Here is a 20,849-nt window from a genome sequence, read left to right as displayed (position 1 = left end):
TTGTTCCAGTTCTTGGATATAAGCTGTTGTGTCTGCCTGTAAGGGTTTCATAAAATTAGTTATAGTATTTGGTTTAGATCCTTTCATTTCCTCGCCACCATTATGAGTCATGTCCATCCATGTTCCATAAAAACTTCCAGTTGATAGTTAGTATAATACAAATCTATGATTCAATCTACGTAATTTAAACCCAAAAGACAATCTAAATTCTCTTACCAAACATCAACTTTTGTGAGATACTTTTGGCAGAACAACATGAAGAAGGAGCTTCATTGATGCAAACATCCGAACAATTTTTTCAGCAAAAGAAAGAACTACTAGGCGTAGAATTAAATGAGGTTCAGAAAGAGGCGGTTCTCTCGACTGATGGTCCACTACTTCTTTTAGCTTCACCTGGTTCTGGTAAAACGACCACGATCATCATGAGAATCGGTTACATGATCGAACAGAAGCGCGTAAGTCCGGCCAGAATCAAAGCGGTAACATTTAGTCGTGCCTCTGCTAAAGATATGGAAGAGCGATATACAAGTTTCTTTCCTCATTTAGAACCGGTAGATTTTTCTACAATACATAGCTTAGCCTTTAAAATTTTTCGTGAGTATTTTTATAAAAATAATCAGTCGTATCAATTGATTGAGGGGAATGATGTACCTCAGGGCTTACATAAAAGAATAATCCTTAGAAACCTTTATTATTCTTTTCATGATGAGAATATTACTGAAGATCAACTGGAAGAATTGATGATTTATGTCAGTTTCTTAAAAAACAAACTTATACCTAAGGACAATCGATCGACCGTCAAGTGTGATGTGCCAGAAGCATTACAAATTTTCGAGCAGTATGAAGAGCAGAAGAGAACGTATTCGAATAAGTTGCTTGTTGATTACGATGACATGCTGACTTTTGCAAATAAGCTCCTATCGCAAGATATCGAGATTCTAACTAAGTATCAAAGGCTGTATGATTATGTGCTGACCGACGAAAGCCAAGATACATCTCTCGTACAGCATAAGATTATTGAGAAACTCGTAGCGAAGCATGAGAATCTGTGTGTAGTAGCTGACGATGACCAGTCAATTTACACTTGGAGGGCGGCAGAACCTTCTTACTTGTTAAATTTCCAGCATGTATATCCACAGGCAAAAACTTTGTTTATGGAACAAAACTATCGTTCCTCAAAGGACATCGTGACAGTTGCTAATCGATTCATTAAGAGAAACAAAAATCGTTACAACAAAAATATGTTTACAGAGAACCCACCCCATGAACCGGTTCAATTACATAAAATGGCCAACTACGGGGAACAGACATGCCACGTTGTACAAACGATTAGCTCAGGTCATACATACCGTGACTTTGCAATTTTGTACAGGAATAATGCCTCTTCAGTTATCTTGATTGATGCTCTAGATAAGGCAGACATCCCTTTTTATATCAAGGATTCTGATCTTCGCTTCTTCAGCCATTGGGTGGTCAGGGATATCTTGAATTTCATGCGTTTTTCTTATGACTTATCACGAGTCGATATTTTTGAGCGTATTTTTTCCAAGTTAGGCGTATATATTTCAAGACAACAATTGGATCATATTAAAGGAAGCCACAAGAAATATACAGTTATTGATTCTCTTCTGAAGTTTTCAGGAATTGATCAGAAGCATCAAGAAAAATTGAAGAGGCAGCAAGAATATTTCCGTAATTTCCATAATAAAAGTCCGAGGGAAGTTATCAAGACCATTCGTGAAGATATGGGGTATGAAGAGGTTTTGAAAAAGTTGAGTAAAAAGCTTGGATTCAATTTCGATGGGTTAAGGGAGATCATTCGAATTCTAGAAGTAATTGCTCAGCAATCCGGTACGATGGTTGAATTTGCAAAACGTTTGAACCATTTAGAATCGCTAGTCAAACAATCTAAAGATAATAAACATCTGGATGCCGTGACGCTTTCTACCTTACATAGTTCAAAAGGGTTGGAATTTGAGCATGTCTTCATGATTGATTTGATTAGAGGTATCATCCCCTCAGAATCGGATTTAGAGGCGTCAGAAAAGGGTGAGAAAGAACAGATAGAAGAAGCTGTTCGCTTATTTTATGTAGGAATGACACGCGCAAGAAGAAAGCTAGAACTGATCTCCTATCATCGGAAATTCAGTTTACATGTATTATCTTCAGAGTTTTTCAAAGATGTGAAGCGCATTGTTAACCCTCCACAAGAAAAAGATAGAGCTGACAAATATTCATTTGCAGAGGAATCTAAAGCTAAATTACCGAAAAATCCAAATGCCGTCAAAAGTATAGGCGAACTTAGTCCAGGGATGGAAATTAAACATCGAGTGTTTGGAACAGGTGAAATCATGATTATTGATGATGACATTATATCTGTTCAATTTCCTACATATCAAAAAGAATTGTCAATTTCGACGTGTCTTGAACTTGGATTGATTGAGCCAGTATAGACAATGTGGACGTTTCTCTTCAGGAGCGTCTATATTTTTTTGGTAAGAATACGTTAGTAATAAACGTAATTCCAATAAATGTGGAGAGGGGTTTGTCAGAATGATTCAAATTTCAGGAAGACCCTTTGAACCAGGTGAACTGGGAGAATTAGATCGAATTGATAACGCAATTCTTCAAAGGATGAATGATTCGCCTGTCGTTTATACTTATGATTCTGCTGGGGAGTTATATTTCGAGATCAGACTCCGAAAAAGTATCATGGATAGTTCTGAAATGATGAATCGTAGCCGAATGAAATTCGCTACATTCAAAGAGACTAGAGGAAATACAAATTACTGGCACGTAACGGAGATTGGTGGGTTTCAACTTCAACCGGGAGTGAAGCCATCGGATGCTATTCAAGACTTTTACAATAACAGTGCGATGTATGCATTTGAATGCGCAGGAGCAATCATCATCATCTACTACCACGCTGTGTTGAAAGTAATCGGAGAGCAATTTTTTAACGAACTATTTCCAGATCTTTATATTTACAGCTGGCATTCAGATACGGATCTTGGATTGACGAACACTTATACGGACCACATTTTACCTGGTGACGTCGTATATTTTGATAATCCAGACTTTGACCCTGATACTCCAGAGTGGAGAGGGGAAAACGCTGTAACAATGCTTGACGGCTATTTTTTTGGGCATGGGTTGGGTATTTTAAGAGCGGAACAAATCATTAACAGATTGAACCGATTAAGAAGAAGAGGTGCTACCCAATCAGCATATTTAAAGGATCTAGTCGTAAAACCTTCGTATAAACATTTGGCAAAATTCTCGAACTTGTCCCGTACCTATAATCCTTACAAGTGGAATGTAGTTGTTATTCCTCATAATGAAGACTCAATACCTTATGATCAATATCGGTTTTATTTAAGTCATGTTTTTCAGAGTTAAATGACTTATTTGAACAAGATATTTTTAATCCATTCAAATAGTTGGTAGATAAGTGTAGAATGATGCTCGTTCACTCTGGATGACCATTGTGTATATCCTTGCTCAGCTGCATACAAAGGAACTGAAATATTCCTTTCCCAAATGTCAGGAAATATTTCAACAGGCACATGTGTTTCCCCTACGAAATAGCTCAACTCTGGAGTGAACGCGGGTCTTTGGAATTCTTGGACGAACCATCTCATGAAAGTCCCTCTGGCTGGGTTATCTTCTGGGTTGATCAATACATATCCCGTTAAACCACTTATAATTTTTGCATAATCGTCATATCTTATATCTTTCTCTGGATAATCCCAATATAAGACACGTCCAGAACTATGGTATGAGATAAGAATTTCAGCATTTATCTCGTTAGTGAACTGACGAATGATTTTGTTTTCCTTTTCACTGAATGGTTCCTTACCTTTATGTTTCGACCACCGAGCATCTTCATGATTAACAGCAATATTGTCCCACTCGTAGTCATATTGTCGGTTTAAATCGACTCCTCTAGCATTGGCTTTCCATCGTTTGAAATCCGTACTACCTTCATTCATTTCAATCAGCTCATGATGTACTTCTGCAGGAAATGCATCTAATCCCTTTTGCTGAAGGGCAACCCCGTCAGGATTCACCATAGGAACGAACCATATGGTCACTCGATTTAAAACATCACTTACATCGTATTCTTCAATTTGCTCGTGATTTTGGTAAGCCTCAGCATACGTCTGAATCATTTTCATATTTAGATTGGTCGTAATCCATTCTCTAGCATGATGAGAGCCATTAATGAAAATAGAAGCATCACCGTGACCTAATTTGACCGCCCATATGTCACGATCATATGGTGTTTTTCCAAGAGATTGATAGGTTATAAGGTCCGGGTGATTTTTAGCCATCTTTTCAATATCTTCGACCATCATTTCATATGTGTAGGTTTGTTTGGGGTTGTCTATATGATAGCTTGTCTCAGCAACTGAACTATCAGTTATATGTAAAGTTATAACAACAATAATTAAAAGCACACTTATTACTTTTTTGATCATCTAAAACATGTCCCCTCGGTGGATTGGATATTATTACAATAACAAAAGTAATAATAGATTGATATAGGGTCAACATGATCTCTGTTAGAATATGGTATAATTTGATAAAATCTATTTGAACTTTGAGTTTTTATTCAAAGAAGGGTGACGTGCAATAATGGAAACTTCAACGATGCTGGCTCAACTAATCATGATTTTATTTATCATTATCATTCTATCAATAGTCGTTTCTATCCCTATATTGTTAAAGAGAATGTAGGTAATAAAAAATTCACCAAATGATATAGAAAAAAGAGTGTCTGTTTAGAAGAGGAAATAAAAAGGCTTAAGAATCAAAGGGGTTAATACATGTATCTAACAATCAAAGAAACTGCAGAATATCTTGAATTACCTGAAGCCTATGTGGAGAAGTTGATTGTACAAGGAAAAATTAGAAGCATCCATGATGGTGAACGGTTTTTGGTGAATAAGAGTCAGTTCGATTCTTATTTTGATCAAATGGAAAAATATCGAGAAATGATCCAGGAATATCTGAATGAATCGATACCAGAAGATCCTGATGTGAAAGATGAAGATTGATTGAAAGGGGACTCGACATGGACTCAACTTTTTATTTAGAGAACAATATCGTATTCAATTATCGTGTTGCAGCAGTAATGATCGAGAAAGGTTATGTTTTAATACATAAGCAAACGAAAGATAATCATTGGGCTCTACCGGGTGGAAGAGTGGAAGTATTAGAGGATTCTCAATCAAGTGTTAAACGTGAATTGAAAGAAGAGTTAAATGTTGAAGTGAAGATCGATCAACTCCTATGGTTCTCCGAAAATTTCTTTGAGTATAAGAAGCGTAATTTTCATGAACTAGGCCTATTTTACAAAGTTTCACCGGTAAAAGGGTCATTTGACTATGATCTTGAACCTTTTTATGGGGAAGAAGGGGAGCATGTTACTTATCAATGGGTTCCTATTGCGGAAATAGATAAGATTTTATTATATCCTGAATTTTTGCAGTCTGCTTTGAAGAATTTACCTGAAACACCTGAACAAGTCATTTCAGGTGGATATGAAATCAAGAGTAAACAGTTATGATTATATTTTTGTCACTGAATTTAAAAATTTTCTTCATACAAACTACATGATTAATTGATATACTCAGATCACGACATTGATTTGGAGGAAGTTCAATGAAAAAACAACTTTTAATCATAATAGGAATTACATTTTTATTTGTGTTAGTCGGTTGTTCAACTGATAACAAAGAAGAAACAACTGAAGAAGATACTACTGACACTCAGGAATCATCCGACAGTGCCGATAGTGATGATGAAGAGAAAGCAGCCGAACTTAGTGATATCGGTGGTAAAGAACTTGAAGGCGATCTATCTCATGCCCATGGAATGGGGTATGAGGAAAATGGTGAACGCATACTGTTTGGTACTCATATCGGACTTCGGTATTTCGAAGACGGAACTTGGTATGAAGTGACAGAAAACCAGAATGATTTCATGGGTTTCACTGTTTTTGATGAAGGGTTTTATACTTCCGGGCATCCTAGCGCCCAATCAGATCTACCAAACCCAATCGGTATTCAGAAAAGTGTAGATGGCGCACAAAATCTAGAAAGTATTGATTTCGTTGGGGAAACGGATTTTCATTTTCTAACTGTTGGCTATAAAAGTCATGACTTGCTCTTATACAACCCTGATAAAAACTCCAAGCTGGATCAAGGTTTCCACATCAGTCAAGATGAGGGTGAAAGTTGGAAAAAGGTTGATGCATCTGGCCTAGAAGGGGACTATATGGAAATTGCACTACACCCTGTGGACTCCAATTTGGTAGCTGTAAGTACGACACAAGGAGTATATTTATCACAAGATGGTGGAAACGAATTCGACTTATTGAGTGATGGGGGACAAGGTATCGGTGTATTCTTCAGTGAGGATACTTTGTACTACTCTACCTATAGTGGAAATGCCAACTTCATTGCATATGATCTTGAAGCGGATAATCGCGAGGAATTGAATCTACCTCAATTAAACCAAGACGCGCCTCTTTTCATAAGTCAAAATCCTCAGAATGAAGAAGAGTTTGCAATTTATACAATTGAAGACCAAGCTTATATCTCTGAAGATGGGACAGATAGTTGGAAGCAAATTTTAAAAGATGGAAGCGTTCAATAATTTATCAACATATGGATTTAAGGAACATGTTAAGCAGCTCAAAAGCTGTTTAACATGTTTTTTTTATCTAACTTGAAGAGACAGCAATAACTCAAGTCCAAACTACCAACATATAGAGTGCATATGACTAAACGGGAAGCAACCGACTTGAAATAAGATTAGACTATGTTATAGTTCTTAATGGTTCAGCTATATTTTTTTAGAAAATTGACTTAGTCTTTTTATATTAGGGAAAACTAAACTTATTAGAGTGTCTACTTACAAAAAATTCAACAAGGAGGAATTTGATGAAGAATCTTAAAAAATTGTTCCCTATTATATTACTAGGGATCTTGTTACTACTCGCCGCCTGTGGTGGAGACGATCAATCAGGAGAAGGCGAAAGCAATGAAGGAGATAATGAGGCACAAGAAGATAAGGGCTCAATCTCTATCGGTATGAATAATTGGGCAGAGAACGTCGCTGTATCAAACATGTGGAAAATCGTGTTAGAAGAAAAAGGTTATGATGTATCGTTAGAGCCTGTAGAAAAGGCAATACTTTATGAAGGGCTTAAGAATGGAGATTTAGATATTGGAATGGAAATTTGGTTGCCTAATACGGACCAAGCTTTCTATGAAGATTTTAAAGAAGATATCGATTGGCGAGAAGAGTGGTACGAGGGTACAGATCTAGCGCTTGTTGTACCATCTTATGTGGAAGATGTTAATAGCATCGAAGATTTGAATGAGCATGCTGACAAATTTGAATCTGAGATTTACGGAATCGATCCTGGATCAAGTATTATGGGATTAACTGAAGATGTCATTGCTGACTACGGTCTTGAATATGAATTGATTGGATCATCTGAGCCTAGCATGTTAGCTGAACTCCAGAACCGTATAGATAGCGAAGAACCAATCGTGGTGACTCTTTGGAAGCCACACTGGACGTTTTCTGAAATGGATCTAAAAATTCTTGAGGACCCTAAAAATATCTATGGGGATTCTGAGAACATTTCATACGCAGCACGTTTAGGTCTTGAAGAAGATCATCCAGAAGTCGTTGAATGGTTTGATAATTTCATGTTAAATGATGATCAGTTAGGTAGCTTGATGGCTTCGTTGAATGAAGCTGATTCTGAGCAAGAAGGCGCCCAAAACTGGATTGATGAAAACCAAGATTTGATTGACGAATGGACAGGCGGTTCTGAATAATAATCGTATATGATAGTTATAAACAATAAGGAGCAGGTGAAATGAACCTGCTCCTTATTTATGTTCTTTTTTAAAGTCCTTTTACTTTATACTTAATAATAGCTAACAATATTCCCCCTGAAAGGATCGCTACCATCACCCACGATGTCCAATAAATTTCCGAGTAATCGATCGCTTGAGTGCAATTTCAATAAAAGCCCATATGAATACTAATGGAAAAGCTATATCTTTTTTAAATGTCATTAACCATAGGGCCAGTCCTGTCGCAAAGGCTAAAAGAATTACCGTCCAAATAATCGAAGAGATTCCCAGCAATGGTTCCAGATCGTTTACCTTAAAAAAGATTCCGAAATTAAGGATGGTAGCTGCAGAAACCCACCCAAGATAAATTGAAGTAAATTACTCCCCATATAGAAAAGACGTATCCTGCTGGTGTGAAGAGAACGTGAAGACGATTTGAAATCTGTCCTGTGGTTTGCCCATTGGTGGGTAGCAAATTGGCTAATGCGTTAACAGAAATTACAGCGAGCAGAGAAAAAACATTTAATATGAACAAACCATTTGAAGATTTCATATAGGGCTACCTCACTTGTATCTGGAAATAAACTTTAAATTTTATTAAAAATCTAATATAAATATTGGTTTAGTTTATCAATTATTTCTTCAGGTAACATAGAGAGCTTGCGGGAGTCTTTCTGATTCATGATGCTTCCACCATCAGCTCCTAACCAAACAAAGAAGCGGGCAACATCCCTGTCTTCGAATGTTAATTCAATCGAATAATCTGGTGCTGAGACATCAACTACACCGTTGATCTCTTTTGCATCTGTAATAGCATTTGCAAAAGTTTTAAGCTCATCAACGTCATCATTTTCATATGTAAGGTGAGGTGACATGATTTCGTCCATATAATCTCCAACTTTAGCTATGGAGACTGAAACAATTTTTTTTCCTTCCATTTGGACCGTTTGGTATTGCTCTTCGCTATGTACGGATCGATTCGTCTGTTGTGAACAGCTCGCAAGAACTAAACTGCTCACTATGACCGAGCTTAATAGAATATATGCAATAGCTCTTTTCACGATATTATCCCCTCCTTTTTATATTATAAGACGATCGAGAAATTATTTGTGTTTCATTTTTTTGGAAATTCATAGCAGGGAATTTTATGTAAAATGTCGAATTGATAAGCAAAGGAAATATATCTTTTACAGAGGATGCGATTCGTGTGGATTCACTCTTGATTATATCAGCCTTTGCATTGGTTTCGGTGTTATTGAAGTTATTGCAAATTAAATTTCGTACTCACCGTGATTATAACATGATTATCTTTTTCATATTGATGATAATAGGGGCATGTGCAATGATTTTTAGTATCGGCTTTCAAGGTCTATTATTCAAAGATTGGCTTGATATTATTGACTTGGTTGATATGAGTTCAGTGATTTTCTTTGGATCAGTTGTCAGTTTAATGGTGTCTTTTCTGTGGAAGGAATTATCATAGTTATCGGCAAAGGAGAGTCAGCAGTGAAGTTTAAGTCTTTTTTTCTACATATTGTTTTAATTTTAGGTTTGGTATTGTTTTATGGAACCGCTCGTTCTGGTGTTCAATCTATATTTATGGGCTCTGAAGGATATAATTCTCAAAGTGGAGTGGTATGGTTCTGGGTTATTGATGCGATATTTCTCGGAGTGATATTATCTGTGCCATATTTGATTGGGAAGTTTCGAGAGCAAGGCCAGTGGGGGTATCGATTGCATTTCTTATTAGGTGCTTTGGTCGTCGCGAGTATCATGCTTTGGGTCAGCGCGAACGGCGAATGGTTTAATGGAGAGGTGGTCAGTCCTACTTCAACTTCTTTGAACGATGAAGAGTTTATTTCATTTGCCACATTCTTTAGTAATTGTTTTAAAGCTACATTTATTTTGACTGGTTTTGCAATCCTAGGTAGTTTGTATAAAAAGAAGAGTGGGCTTTCATTCATTAGGTGAATGGAATGAAAATGGACTAAATGAATTTTTTTCATCGTGTATAATATACTTAAGGTGGTGTCTTCATCAATGAATTGGAAGAAAAATCTTCTGATTTTCATCGTCGTGTTTTTGGTAACCTTATTTATAATCATACCTCTATTTGGAAATCCGTTTACGGAATTATTCAATTAGGCGAGGGGATAACCCAATCACTTAAATGATCTAGAGAGCTTATGAATCTGAGCTCTCTTTTCTTTATTTAATAATTTTTTCATTAAATAGTTGGTTTAAATTGATTCTTTAAGTGTATTAGATACATAATAGTGTCAAATACTGAATGGTTACAATTCAACAAGATGGAAAATTCTTGTTGAGTATGGACCTCTGGAGGTTATGTTATTGTCAAATAAATGGGATGAAAATTTCTCGGATGATGATTATGTTTATGGAACAGAACCCAATGAATTTATTAAAGAATATAGCGAAATGATTCCAGCAAATTCAGAGGTAGGTTGCTTTGCTGAAGGTGAAGGGCGAAATGCTATTCATTTAGCGAAACTCGGGCATCGAGTCACTTCCTTTGATAATTCAGAGGTAGGTCTTGAAAAGACGAAAAAACTTGCTGCAATGAACGATGTTGAAGTTCTTACTCATAAAGTCGATTTGACGAAAGAGAAAGTGGAAGAGAATTCATTTGACGCTGCGATCATGGTTTTCGGTCATGTCTCAAAAGAGGATCAGGATTATTTAATGAAAAATATGTTCGATTCAGTTAAAAAAGGAGGACATATATTCATTGAGGTTTATTCTGAAGAACAGGTAGATTATGGAACAGGTGGGCCCAAAACAAAAGAGATGCTGTACCGACCGGTTGATATTATGCGCTGGACTTCATCATTTAAAAGACTGCACTTTTATTCAGGAGAAGCAGAGAGAGTAGAAGGAAAAAGACATGACGGGTTAGGTCATGTGATTCAGGTTGTTGCACGGAAATAGTTGATTTCGCGTTGATGAACTATCAAAAAAGATAAACTACCCTTAAACATTTTACTGCCAGGGGGCGGTTTTTAGTGAGTATTTGAAATTATTTATTTTATTAAATCAATGAAATCTCTGATGATTCTTGCAGTAAGGCCCCAAATCACTTGATCGTTGTAGTAATAGAAATGTTCCTCATATTTCATCGATTGCCATTGATATGATTCCCCGTTGGCTATATCCTCATATGGGAAACCGTCTTCAGGACGAACGTCGAAATTTATGTAGTGTACTTCGGGGTCTGTCTTTAAAAAATGGTTCAGTGGAACAGTAAAAATATCTTCGACTTCGGCGGGATTAAGTTCTAATGGACTCATATCTTCGATAAAACCCACATGGGCATGAACCTTCATTCCGAAGGGTGAGACCAATACTCCAATAGATTGTAAATCGGATATTTGATTCCAACCGATTCCAAGTTCTTCAGATAGTTCTCGAATAGCGGTGTCTTCTTCGCGTTGATCTTCCTTATCTACTTTTCCACCAGGAAAACAAACTTCTCCTGGTTGCCTACGCATATCTTTAGATCGAATTTCAAAGACGATGTGAAGCTCTTCGTTTTTTTCTGCTAGGGGGAGTAAAATAGAATAGTTACGTGCATTTTTTAATCCTAATATGGAAGGCTGGTGATTGTTTATCTTTTCAAGAATTTCAACTCTATTCATTCTCTACATCCCCTTCCCATGTGATCATTCCTTCATAGACGATGGTTATATCATATCCTTCTTTAAATAGAATGTCACTCGTTTGTTCTGATGTTACAGGATAAATGTTTACCCAAAAATAAGTATTATGTAAAAATCACCTCTCTAGTGACCTGAGTCAAAAGAGAGGTGATGCTTTTAATTATTTTTGATCTTCATTCTTTTTCTCATGATTTGTTGTCTCTTGTACGGTGTTTTGTCTTATCTTGCGTTCTTCTTGTAAGTCACCAAGTGCTTTATAAATACGAGCCCGTTCATGTGGTAATGAACCTGCCTTGAGTTCTCGCTGTAGAGCTAAGATCAGACAGAATATCATTACGAACATAATGACCATGAATGGAAAACCACCTGTAACTGCTGAGGTCTGGAGGGCGCCGAGTCCGCCTGCTAGTAACAATACGGCAGCGAATCCGCCTTCGATAATACCCCAGATAATACGTAAACCTACTGGAGGGTTCATATTACCTTTAGATGTTAACATACCAATTACATACGTTCCAGAGTCGGAAGATGTAATAAAGAATACAGTCAGTGAAATCATGGCAATTATAATGAGAACACTAGAGAATGGGAAGAGATTCAGTAGAGCAAAGAAACCTTGTGCTTCATCTTCTAAAACGGATTCTAAGATACTGCTTCCTTGTACGAAATGCTCCTCATATAGTGCAGCTCCACCGAATACAGCAAACCAAACCATACTTACACCGGTCGGTACTAGAAGTACACCTATTGCAAAGCTTCGAATGGTACGTCCTCTAGATACACGCGCGATAAACGTTCCAACGAACGGTGCCCATGAAATCCACCAAGCCCAATAGAAGATTGTCCAAGTGTCATACCAACCCTCTGTATTCTCTCCTGCAGCATCAATTCCGAACGACATCGAGAAAAGATTTTGGAAGTAAGCTCCTGTAGCATGAGTGAATGATTCGAAAATAAATAATGTTGGTCCTAAAATTAAAACAAACAACATAAGCGACCCGGCGATGATCAAGTTCCCTTGACTTAGCCATTTAATTCCTCGATCAATACCGGAGGTGGTTGACAGAATAGCTAATGTTGTAACAACAGCAATAATAATCAACCATAAGAACTCATTATTTGGAATCCCGAATAACTGAGTGAAACCTCCACCAATTTGCATAACACCAAATCCTAGTGAAGTTGAGATTCCGAATAGTGTTGAAATAACAGCGATGATGTTTACTGTATTACCTATACCACCATTCAAATTGTCTCTACCTAATAATGGTTCAAGAGTTGAACTCATAAGCATCGGTAAATCTCTACGATAACTGAAATATGCTAGTGCTAAAGCAACAATTGCATATACGGCCCACGGATGTAATCCCCAGTGGAAGAATGAATATTGTAAAGCCAAATGAACTGCACCTTCAGTTCCTGCCTCTCCCATAGGCGGCCAATCATAGTGGTTGATTGGTTCTGAAACACCCCAGAACAATAGACCAATACCCATACCAGCACTGAATAACATAGAGAACCATGCCGGAGTGGAATACATCGGTTTTTCTCCGTCTTCACCTAACTTGATTTCCCCAATCGGGCTTACGATCAAGTAAATGGTAATGATAACAAATAAACTGGCCCCAAGTATGAAAGTCCAACCTAAGTACTCTACTACCCAATTGAATGTCTCATTTATATATGTTGGAAATTCAGAATAGAAAACACCAAATGCAAGAAAGATTAATGCAATAATCAATGAGATGACGAATGTTGGTGTTTTAACCGCTGATGAAAATGATGTGAGACCCTTAGGCTGTTTCTTTGTGTTTCTCATACGACTCCTCCTCAATAATATAGTTCAACAGACTAGGTATATTAGTATCTACCCTAATGACAGTATTATTAACATACATTTATTTCAAATACATATCACTTGGTACGCATTTCGACAAATAGTGCATGTAAAAAAGCCTTGGGCATAGTTCATCCAAGGCTCTCATAAGATTTTATCTAAAAAATATTATTCTTCGTCGTCGCTATCTTCTTCAGAATCTTCACTTGATTCTTCAGCTTGTTCTTCCTCTTCTTGATCGTCAGGGTGTTCACCATCTAAATAACCAAAGTCGAATTCATTTACTAACCATTCGCCTTCTTGGTCAACAACGTTGTAGTTGTAATGGCCTCTATTTTCTTCAGCATCACCTGCGATTTGGAAACTTACTAAGAAATTACTTTCAGTTACTTGGTAAGCTTTGTGTTCTTCTGCATCGAATGTAACTGAATAATCTAATTCAGCCCATGTCAATTCGCCACCATCTTCTTTAAAGAAATCTTCAGAAATTTGAGTTGCGAATTTTTCTGTAACAGGTGCATTCTCTTGGAACCATTCAGCTACTTCTTCACGTGATTCCATATCTTGAACAGTTGAGCCATCTACTTGTTCGTCTTGGAATTGTTCCATAGCATCGCTGTAATCTTGTACAGCAGTAACTACTTGTTCATCTGTTCCAGAAGCAGAATCTTCATTTGTTTCCTCTGTATCTTCCTCAGTGCTCTCTTCATTATCTTGCTCTGAATCTTCTTCTGATTCTCCGCTATTTCCATCAGTTTGTTCTGTCTCTTCATTGTTTTCTTCTGTTTCGTTAGAGTCATCTCCGCCACCACAAGCAGCAAGGATTAACATTAACGAGGCTAAAAGAACTACTAAATAACGCATGAAACCCCTCCCAATTTTTCTATTTATTTTTTGGCTCGATTGACATTGTAACGCTATCTGAAATAAATTGTCAATAAAAAACTACGAAATCCGAAATAAATTTAAATTAACAATATTTTCATAATTATTTGTCATTTAATTGGGTTATTTCCACATGAATTCCAATTTTAAACTTAGATAATATCATTTTAACTTACAGATTAATTTTTAGAATTACCCGTTTATTGGTTGGAAGTGCGTGGAATTAGTACGTTAATGACTTTGAAGGAGGATATAACATGAAACAACATCAATTATATATTAATGGTAAATATGTAGATTCAACTGGTGGAGAATGGATAGATATTATTAATCCTGCGACAGAAGAAGTGATCTCTAAAACACCAAAAGGTACTGAGGAAGACGTAGATAAAGCAGTTGAAGCGGCTGTGAAAGCTCAAAAAGGTTGGGAGCTAACTCCTAATATAGAAAGAGGAAAAATTGTTCGTCGCCTAGGTGATGAAATCGAGAAACGGAAAGATACATTTGTCGACCTGTTACAAGAAGAACAAGGGAAAGATTATGAACTCGCTTCAGGTGAAGTCGACCTAGCGATTGACTACTTCAGATATATGTCTGAATGGGCTCGACGAATCGAAGGAGAAATAATGCCAAGCGATCGTGAAAATGAAAATATTTTTATCTATAAGAAGCCAATCGGTGTGGTAGCAGGTATTGTACCATGGAATTTCCCAGTGTTTATCTTAGCGAGAAAGGTTGCAACAGCGCTTGTAACGGGTTGTACATTGGTATTGAAACCTAGTCAACAAACCCCAAATACAGCAGTAGAATTCACTAAAATTATCCATGAGATGGAAGATCTACCTAAGGGAGTCTATAACTTAGTAACAGGTACTGGGTCTGAAATAGGTAATGCATTAGCATCTCACGAAAATGTAGAAATGGTGACAATGACGGGGAGTATTCCTGCAGGAACAAAAGTGATGGAAGCTGCGGCTCAAAATATCACGAAAGTGAACTTGGAGTTAGGTGGAAAGGCGCCAGCAATCGTCTCCAAAAACGCAGATCTAGATGTTGCAGCTGAAAATATAGTCATTTCAAGATTAGCGAATAACGGACAAGCGTGTACGAATGCAGAACGTGTTTATGTTCATGAAGATGTTGCTAATGATTTAATAGAAAAATTGAAGAATAATTTTGAATCCAAGAAAATAGGAGATCCACGTAAACATAAAGATGCAGAGGTTGGTCCACTCGTTGGGCAGGATCGATTAGAAGAGGTCGAAGGAATGGTAAAGAATGCTGTTGATCAGGGGGCTAAAGTAGTTACAGGTGGAAAACGTGCAGACCTGGAAAAGGGGTTCTTCTTTCAACCGACGGTACTAACTAATGTCTCGCATGGTATGGAAATTATGAAAGAGGAAATCTTCGGCCCGGTTATTCCTATAGCTACTTTCAAAACTTTAGATGAAGCGATTGAGAAAGGTAATGATACGGAATATGGATTATCTTCATCTGTTTATAGTGAAGACATGAATGAAGTCATGAGAGTTGTAAACGAATTGAAGTTTGGTGAAATTTTCGTGAATAGAGAGAATTTCGAGGCGGTCCAAGGTTATCACGCTGGGATGCGTAAGTCCGGCTTAGGTGGTGCAGATGGTCGCCACGGTATGGAAGATTTCCTCGTGACACAAGTGGTATATATGCAATATAAGAATGATTAAAAATAGCTATTAATGAGTGAGCCCCGGGCGTATGTCTGGGGCTTTCGTATGGAATCGGGTTAAAAGGGTTTTGAGTGAGTAGTGAACGGTAAAGAAGAAGACTACTACTTATTGAAGTAAGCTCTCGATGGGTAAAGGAGGTTGAAAGATGTCTCAAGAACAGAATCAAAGTAATGACAACTATGACTTAACCTATGCTGTGGTTGGTTCGGTAGTTGGGACGGGAGTTGGTCTATTATCGACCACTAGCCCAGGGAAGAAAGTGATTAAAACTGTAGCAGCATCCCAAATCTTTAGAGTAGTCAGTTCAGAATTCACTGCTCATTTGGGAAATACGGTGACTCAACAGGTATTGTCTCGAATGAAGAATAAAGATACTTCTGATAAAACACAAGAGGTCTCAGATGAAAAATATGAAGAACTGAAGAATGATTATGAAAAAATGGACGAGCGATTATCAAGAATTGAGAATATGCTTCAGCAGCTGACAGAGCAATCAAATTAAAGGAGGTGGGTTCATTGAGTAATGAAAATCAAAGCAAGAAAAATACCGGCGTTTATGCTCGAACAGTAACAGGGTCATTAGTAGGGGCAGCAGCTGGATTCTTGCTCAGCCCAGAAAACCGCAAGAAAGCAAATGAGCGAGTGAGGTCGATTGACCGAGAACAATTGAAAGCTAAAAGTAATTCAGCGAAAGAAAAGGTTCAAGGTACTCAGAGAAAACTGAAAGATAAGAGTGGAGAATGGTTGAACAATCGTAAGGATCAATGGAATGGTTTTAAAGAAAAAAGGTCTAATCATGATGAGTCTGGTGAATGGGAAGAATATCCAACTGAAGTAAGCAACCAAGCTTCCGGCCAAGAGCAAGAGGAGCTTCAACAGTTGAAAGAGCAAAACAATGAACTGGCGGATCGAATGACAAAGTTAGAAGAACAAATTACTAAATTCATCGAGACTAATTCCGCTAACTCAAAGAAACCAGCAAACAGTTCAAGTTCGAAAAATAATAATTCTACTAATTCTAAGAAGAACTCTAGTAATTCTAACTCGAAGCAAGGTACAAAAGTAGATTCACCTACAAATGAGAAGGAATCTAACAATGCGAAGAAGTCGACAAAGTCTAACAACTCGAAATCAGCAAAAGATTCAACGGAAAAATAAATTGAATCTTTGAAAATAAAATAAGGGTGATGTTATGAATACTACTTCTAATACAAAGAATGATGCTTTATTAGAGCAGATCATTAATCAGGTTCATTCTGGTGAACTAAGTGTGGATGTTTCATTGAATGTGAATGGAACGCTTGTTACAGGGACTATCATCTCTGCTTCCGAGTATTTAGATACAGTTGCAGGATATTTCTCAGGTAAATCTGATGCGGAAAAGAAGATGAAAGAGAAATTGTCTCAAGGAAAAGAACAACTGGACAATCAGAGAGAAACGGAAATTAATTTCATTCATCTGAAAGACGCTAATTTCTTCGATGAAAAAGGCAATGCACTCCCTTCAGAAGGAGGAGTCCTTTGGAGAGGAAAACTCACTCAGGTCGATGGTTACTTTCTTGGAAAAATTAAGAAGGGTAAATAGGTTTTCACCTGGGTAAACAGAGAGGGTGATCGTCATTTGGCAGATAAAGACTTGAAAGACAAAGTACAAGATGGGATAGAAAAGGCAAAAGATGAGGCCGAAGACGAAGCTGAAGATCTAGCAGATGACCATCCGAAAGCAAAAAATGCCGCGGCAGCAACAATGATCGGGAAGAAGTTTTATGAGACGTTTGAGAAAGTTCGCGAGGCTAGGGATCATATAAAAGAAAATCTAGAAGACACTGGAGAACAGCTTCAGGATAAAGCGAAAGAAGCAAAGGAAAATCTACAAGAACAGGTACAGAGTGCTAAAAAAGAAGTCAAGGATAATGAGTTGACTAATTCTGATTCAGATGGATTCCTTAGTGGTGATTCATCAAATGATGATGGAATCAAAAAGCCAAGTGATATAAAAGGATATTCATCCGTTAAAGGATACGATGATGTGAAGAGTCACAATCGTATCAAGGGAGTTAACAATATTAAAAAACCTTAAAGGAGAGTTGTTTCAAATGGCAGTACAAAAAAGTACAGACGCATCAGGTCTAGCAGATGTAATCGATCGAATTTTAGACAAAGGTGTTGTAGTTGATTTATATGCACGTGTTTCTTTAGTAGGAATTGAATTGATTACGGTTGAAGCGAGAGTAGTGGTTGCTTCTGTTGATACTTGGTTACGCTATGCTGAAGCGGTCGGACTCCTCAGAGATGAAGTTCAAGGTGAGTTAGGCAGTGGAGAAGATCGAGGTCAAGAACAACTGAACTTTGCTTAATCTTAATATGTTTTTCAGCCGTAGAATGAGTGTTCAACTTTGCCTACGGCTGATTCTATTTTAAATAGTACAAAGGAAAAGGTGGCTAGGACATGAATGTAACTGAAATAATGAGTTCCATTAAAGAATTTTTTGCAGAGCATGTAAGCCCAGTACACAAAATCACCTCCATCAATAATAGAGGGAAGTATTGGGAAGCAGGCGTTGAAGTGATTGAAGAAAAGGAATATATGAGGAAATATGGACGTGACCAGATCATTGGTGAGTATGTTGTGCGTTTGAATGATAACAATGAAGTAACATCTTTTGAAAGAAAAGGGTTGAGACAGAGAACTTCTGTTGAACTACAAAAAGACGAAGAGTAAACGAGTATTTGTGATTAAAGGAGATTGAATGATGAGCAAAGACATGAGTGTATATTTATTTGGAGTTGTAGAGAATAAAGAAGGGTTGAGGTTTCCGGAAATAAACCTTGGTGGTAATAAAGTTGAACCTTATACGATTGAACACAAAGGCCAGCGAATGATTGTAACTGAAGTACCAAACGTAATCTTCGATCCGAATAAACAAAACTTACAAGCTCATCAGGAAGTCGTTGCATCTGCCATGAAACAGACAACTGTTATTCCGATGAGTTTCGGTACTGTTTTGGAGAACAAAAAAGATGTACAGTTGCTTCACGTTAAACTATACGATGAATTTAAAAAAGTGTTTCCTAAAGTACGTAATAAGATTGAAGTAGGACTCAAACTGATTGCATCTAAAGAATGGCTAGAGCAGGAAGCCGAGAAACATTCTGAAATGAAGAAGCTGAAGAATGATGTGAATGAGAAAAAAGGTAAACTTCACATGTATGAGCAGATGAAGGTCGGAGAAGCGGCAAGTGTTTTTGTAAAAGGTATTCATGACCGTTTTGAAAAAGAAATCTTCGAACCGTTAGCTGAAATTGCTGATGCAGCGAAAAATAACGAAGTTGTCGGTGAAAAGATGGTGTTGAATGCTTCCTTTTTAGTAGATTTAGAAAAAGAGGATGAGTTCGACCAAAAGATTAATGAATTCCACGATCAATGGAAGGATCATTTGACTTTCAAATATACTGGGCCTTGGCCAGCTTACAACTTTATCGATATCAAAGTGAAGGCGAAGAGAGCGTCATGATTCATAAATTATTCACTTGGCCGATTGACACCGTCGTATTTGTCGGAAAAAAAGTGAAAGATGAAGTGGATAAAGAGCTTTATGACGCGGATGAGATTCAGAAAAAGCTAGTAAACCTTGAAATGATGTACGAAATGGAAGAAGTAACAGATGCTCAGTATGAGGAACAATACAATGAACTTATGGAAAGGTATCGTGTGGCTAAAGAAATGGAGCAAGAATCAATGAAAAATTCTTTGGATGAATAAAGTTGGGGGGGAGATGACCTTGGATAATCAGTATTTTTATGTCTATGCATTCTCAGAAGCTAGATCTGATGAAAAAAATGAACTAGAAGAAGTTCAAGGGATCGAAGAAGGTACTTTTGTTGAAATGCTAACGTTCGGTGACCTCGCGGCGGTTGTTTGCCGCGTTCCTGCTGAAGATTATGAGGAAGAAACGTTGAAAAGCCAATTAGAGAATATCAATTGGTTACAAACCCGAGCATTCCATCATCACGAATTGATGAACTACTTACACAGTCGGATGACGATTGTGCCATTGAAATTCGGGACTATATACAAAAATACCGAGAGTCTAAAGAAAGCTATTAATGCTAAGCAAGACACTTTGTCAAAAGCACTCGGTTTTTTAAAGGATAAAGAAGAATGGAATGTTAAAATTTTCGTCGACCAAGCACAATTTTTTGAACAGGAAGATGATTTGAAACGTGAAATAAAAGAGAAAAGAGAAGAAATCGACCACCTCTCAAAAGGGAAGCGTTTTTTTGCCCAGAAGAAGCTTGATCAGTACATTGAAGGAATGATTCAAGAAAAAATCGATCTTTATTGTGAATCGTTACATGAAAAATTAAAGGTGAAAAGTGCTCGACTGGAAGTGAAGAAAAACTGGAATCAACAAGTGACAGGCCGTGACGAAACGATGGCTTGGAACAGTGTCTATTTGATTGAAGCAGATCAATACAGGGAAGAATTCCAACAAGAAATCAAAGATTTTCAAAGTGATATGAATGATAAAGAAATTGGGCTAATTGTCGAGTGCACAGGTCCATGGCCGGCTTATCATTTTGCAGATGTAACAAGTGATCCAGTTGAAGGGGTTGATTAGTGGTGCAGACTGAAACCTTACAAAACCGGGATGTTTCTTTGGTGGAGATACTTGATGCCGTATTGGACAAAGGCGTGGTGTTGAAAGGAGATATCACAATTTCAATTGCGGATGTTGACCTGGTGCATCTGGATCTGCGTATCTTGTTATCGTCTGTAGAAACTTTGATGGAAGCTAAAAAAACACCAAGCGTAGAAGAATATGAACAAAAATATGTACGTAGACAAGGAGGTTTGTAACGT

The 20,849-nt window shown here is 37.3% G+C and carries 25 protein-coding genes; 20 read left to right on the top strand and 5 right to left on the bottom strand.

The genetic code is table 11. The features are described 5' to 3' along the window. Nucleotides 1–275 precede the first annotated feature (275 nt). Nucleotides 276–2,453, top strand: coding sequence for an ATP-dependent helicase (locus CEY16_RS05280; RefSeq protein WP_101331144.1), 2,178 nt, complete (start codon nt 276–278; stop codon nt 2,451–2,453). A 100-nt stretch (nt 2,454–2,553) separates the two neighbouring features. Then, nucleotides 2,554–3,399: a protein-glutamine gamma-glutamyltransferase gene (locus CEY16_RS05275; RefSeq protein WP_101330908.1), complete on the top strand. Its 846-nt coding sequence runs from the start codon at nt 2,554–2,556 to the stop codon at nt 3,397–3,399. A gap of 5 nt (nt 3,400–3,404) precedes the next feature. On the opposite strand, the gene CEY16_RS05270 is transcribed toward CEY16_RS05275, so the two are convergent. Continuing rightward, nucleotides 3,405–4,481, bottom strand: a complete 1,077-nt coding sequence (locus tag CEY16_RS05270) for a M14 family zinc carboxypeptidase (RefSeq protein ID WP_101330907.1) — start codon at nt 4,479–4,481, stop codon at nt 3,405–3,407. A gap of 348 nt (nt 4,482–4,829) precedes the next feature. On the opposite strand from CEY16_RS05270, the gene CEY16_RS05265 reads away from it, so the two are divergent. The 4 genes from CEY16_RS05265 to CEY16_RS05250 all read left to right on the top strand — a co-directional run bounded on the left by CEY16_RS05265 (nt 4,830) and on the right by CEY16_RS05250 (nt 7,859). Continuing rightward, a complete protein-coding gene (locus CEY16_RS05265) occupies nt 4,830–5,060 on the top strand; it encodes an excisionase family DNA-binding protein (RefSeq protein ID WP_101330906.1) in 231 nt (76 codons plus the stop codon). Between the two features lie 17 nt (nt 5,061–5,077). Continuing rightward, on the top strand, nt 5,078–5,572 hold the full coding sequence (locus CEY16_RS05260) for an NUDIX hydrolase (RefSeq protein ID WP_101330905.1): 495 nt from the start codon (nt 5,078–5,080) through the stop codon (nt 5,570–5,572). Nucleotides 5,573–5,667: 95 nt separating this feature from the next. After that, the gene (locus CEY16_RS05255) at nt 5,668–6,663 is read left to right on the top strand and encodes a F510_1955 family glycosylhydrolase (RefSeq protein ID WP_101330904.1); all 996 of its coding nucleotides are present in this window, start codon (nt 5,668–5,670) and stop codon (nt 6,661–6,663) included. A 287-nt stretch (nt 6,664–6,950) separates the two neighbouring features. Further along, on the top strand, nt 6,951–7,859 hold the full coding sequence (locus CEY16_RS05250; protein WP_101330903.1) for a glycine betaine ABC transporter substrate-binding protein: 909 nt from the start codon (nt 6,951–6,953) through the stop codon (nt 7,857–7,859). A gap of 626 nt (nt 7,860–8,485) precedes the next feature. Here the strand turns inward: CEY16_RS05250 and CEY16_RS05240 are convergent. After that, nucleotides 8,486–8,941, bottom strand: a complete 456-nt coding sequence (locus CEY16_RS05240; RefSeq protein WP_101330902.1) for a YhfM domain-containing protein — start codon at nt 8,939–8,941, stop codon at nt 8,486–8,488. A gap of 281 nt (nt 8,942–9,222) precedes the next feature. On the opposite strand from CEY16_RS05240, the gene CEY16_RS15150 reads away from it, so the two are divergent. From CEY16_RS15150 to CEY16_RS05225, 3 genes are all read left to right on the top strand, one after another. Further along, the gene (locus CEY16_RS15150; protein WP_162297859.1) at nt 9,223–9,363 is read left to right on the top strand and encodes a hypothetical protein; all 141 of its coding nucleotides are present in this window, start codon (nt 9,223–9,225) and stop codon (nt 9,361–9,363) included. A gap of 23 nt (nt 9,364–9,386) precedes the next feature. After that, nucleotides 9,387–9,851 carry a hypothetical protein gene (locus CEY16_RS05230; RefSeq protein ID WP_143484590.1) on the top strand — a complete coding sequence of 155 codons (465 nt, stop codon included), beginning with the start codon at nt 9,387–9,389 and terminating at the stop codon, nt 9,849–9,851. A 381-nt stretch (nt 9,852–10,232) separates the two neighbouring features. Then, a complete protein-coding gene (locus CEY16_RS05225) occupies nt 10,233–10,829 on the top strand; it encodes a class I SAM-dependent methyltransferase (RefSeq protein ID WP_143484589.1) in 597 nt (198 codons plus the stop codon). 92 nt (nt 10,830–10,921) lie between these two features. Here CEY16_RS05225 and CEY16_RS05220 read toward each other — a convergent pair whose 3' ends face one another. The 3 genes from CEY16_RS05220 to CEY16_RS05210 form a co-directional block, all read right to left on the bottom strand. Next, a complete protein-coding gene (locus CEY16_RS05220) occupies nt 10,922–11,536 on the bottom strand; it encodes an NUDIX hydrolase (RefSeq protein ID WP_101330898.1) in 615 nt (204 codons plus the stop codon). Nucleotides 11,537–11,717: 181 nt separating this feature from the next. Further along, nucleotides 11,718–13,376: a BCCT family transporter gene (locus CEY16_RS05215; RefSeq protein WP_101330897.1), complete on the bottom strand. Its 1,659-nt coding sequence runs from the start codon at nt 13,374–13,376 to the stop codon at nt 11,718–11,720. 186 nt (nt 13,377–13,562) lie between these two features. Next, a complete protein-coding gene (locus CEY16_RS05210) occupies nt 13,563–14,258 on the bottom strand; it encodes a hypothetical protein (protein WP_101330896.1) in 696 nt (231 codons plus the stop codon). A gap of 278 nt (nt 14,259–14,536) precedes the next feature. On the opposite strand from CEY16_RS05210, the gene aldA reads away from it, so the two are divergent. The 11 genes from aldA to CEY16_RS05155 all read left to right on the top strand — a co-directional run bounded on the left by aldA (nt 14,537) and on the right by CEY16_RS05155 (nt 20,846). Further along, nucleotides 14,537–15,982 (top strand): aldehyde dehydrogenase, encoded by a 1,446-nt coding sequence (gene aldA / locus CEY16_RS05205; RefSeq protein WP_101330895.1) that lies wholly within the window; start codon nt 14,537–14,539, stop codon nt 15,980–15,982. Nucleotides 15,983–16,130: 148 nt separating this feature from the next. Beyond that, a complete protein-coding gene (locus CEY16_RS05200; protein ID WP_101330894.1) occupies nt 16,131–16,487 on the top strand; it encodes a hypothetical protein in 357 nt (118 codons plus the stop codon). A 14-nt stretch (nt 16,488–16,501) separates the two neighbouring features. Then, entirely contained in the window at nt 16,502–17,143 is a 642-nt protein-coding gene (gene gvpT / locus CEY16_RS05195) for a YtxH domain-containing protein (protein ID WP_101330893.1), read from the top strand. Between the two features lie 34 nt (nt 17,144–17,177). Next, on the top strand, nt 17,178–17,570 hold the full coding sequence (gene gvpU / locus CEY16_RS05190; protein WP_101330892.1) for a gas vesicle accessory protein GvpU: 393 nt from the start codon (nt 17,178–17,180) through the stop codon (nt 17,568–17,570). A gap of 36 nt (nt 17,571–17,606) precedes the next feature. Further along, the gene (locus CEY16_RS05185) at nt 17,607–18,065 is read left to right on the top strand and encodes a hypothetical protein (protein WP_101330891.1); all 459 of its coding nucleotides are present in this window, start codon (nt 17,607–17,609) and stop codon (nt 18,063–18,065) included. 16 nt (nt 18,066–18,081) lie between these two features. Continuing rightward, nucleotides 18,082–18,342 (top strand): gas vesicle structural protein GvpA, encoded by a 261-nt coding sequence (gene gvpA / locus CEY16_RS05180; RefSeq protein WP_101330890.1) that lies wholly within the window; start codon nt 18,082–18,084, stop codon nt 18,340–18,342. A gap of 92 nt (nt 18,343–18,434) precedes the next feature. Beyond that, complete coding sequence (locus CEY16_RS05175; protein ID WP_101330889.1) at nt 18,435–18,707, top strand: gas vesicle protein GvpO; 273 nt, start codon at nt 18,435–18,437, stop codon at nt 18,705–18,707. Between the two features lie 31 nt (nt 18,708–18,738). Further along, complete coding sequence (locus CEY16_RS05170) at nt 18,739–19,500, top strand: GvpL/GvpF family gas vesicle protein (protein WP_162297858.1); 762 nt, start codon at nt 18,739–18,741, stop codon at nt 19,498–19,500. Beyond that, nucleotides 19,497–19,748, top strand: a complete 252-nt coding sequence (locus CEY16_RS05165) for a gas vesicle protein GvpG (RefSeq protein ID WP_101330887.1) — start codon at nt 19,497–19,499, stop codon at nt 19,746–19,748. Before CEY16_RS05170 ends, CEY16_RS05165 begins: the two co-directional genes overlap by 4 nt. A gap of 19 nt (nt 19,749–19,767) precedes the next feature. After that, nucleotides 19,768–20,607: a GvpL/GvpF family gas vesicle protein gene (locus CEY16_RS05160; RefSeq protein WP_162297857.1), complete on the top strand. Its 840-nt coding sequence runs from the start codon at nt 19,768–19,770 to the stop codon at nt 20,605–20,607. Next, the gene (locus CEY16_RS05155) at nt 20,607–20,846 is read left to right on the top strand and encodes a gas vesicle protein (RefSeq protein ID WP_101330885.1); all 240 of its coding nucleotides are present in this window, start codon (nt 20,607–20,609) and stop codon (nt 20,844–20,846) included. Before CEY16_RS05160 ends, CEY16_RS05155 begins: the two co-directional genes overlap by 1 nt. The last annotated feature ends 3 nt before the right edge of the window (nt 20,847–20,849 follow it).

The sequence above is a fragment of the Halalkalibacillus sediminis genome (genome assembly GCF_002844535.1).
Classification (GTDB): Bacteria; Bacillota; Bacilli; order Bacillales; family Alkalibacillaceae; genus Halalkalibacillus_A; species Halalkalibacillus_A sediminis.
Note: the sequence above shows the minus strand (reverse complement) of the source record. Positions and strands in the feature narration are given on the sequence as shown.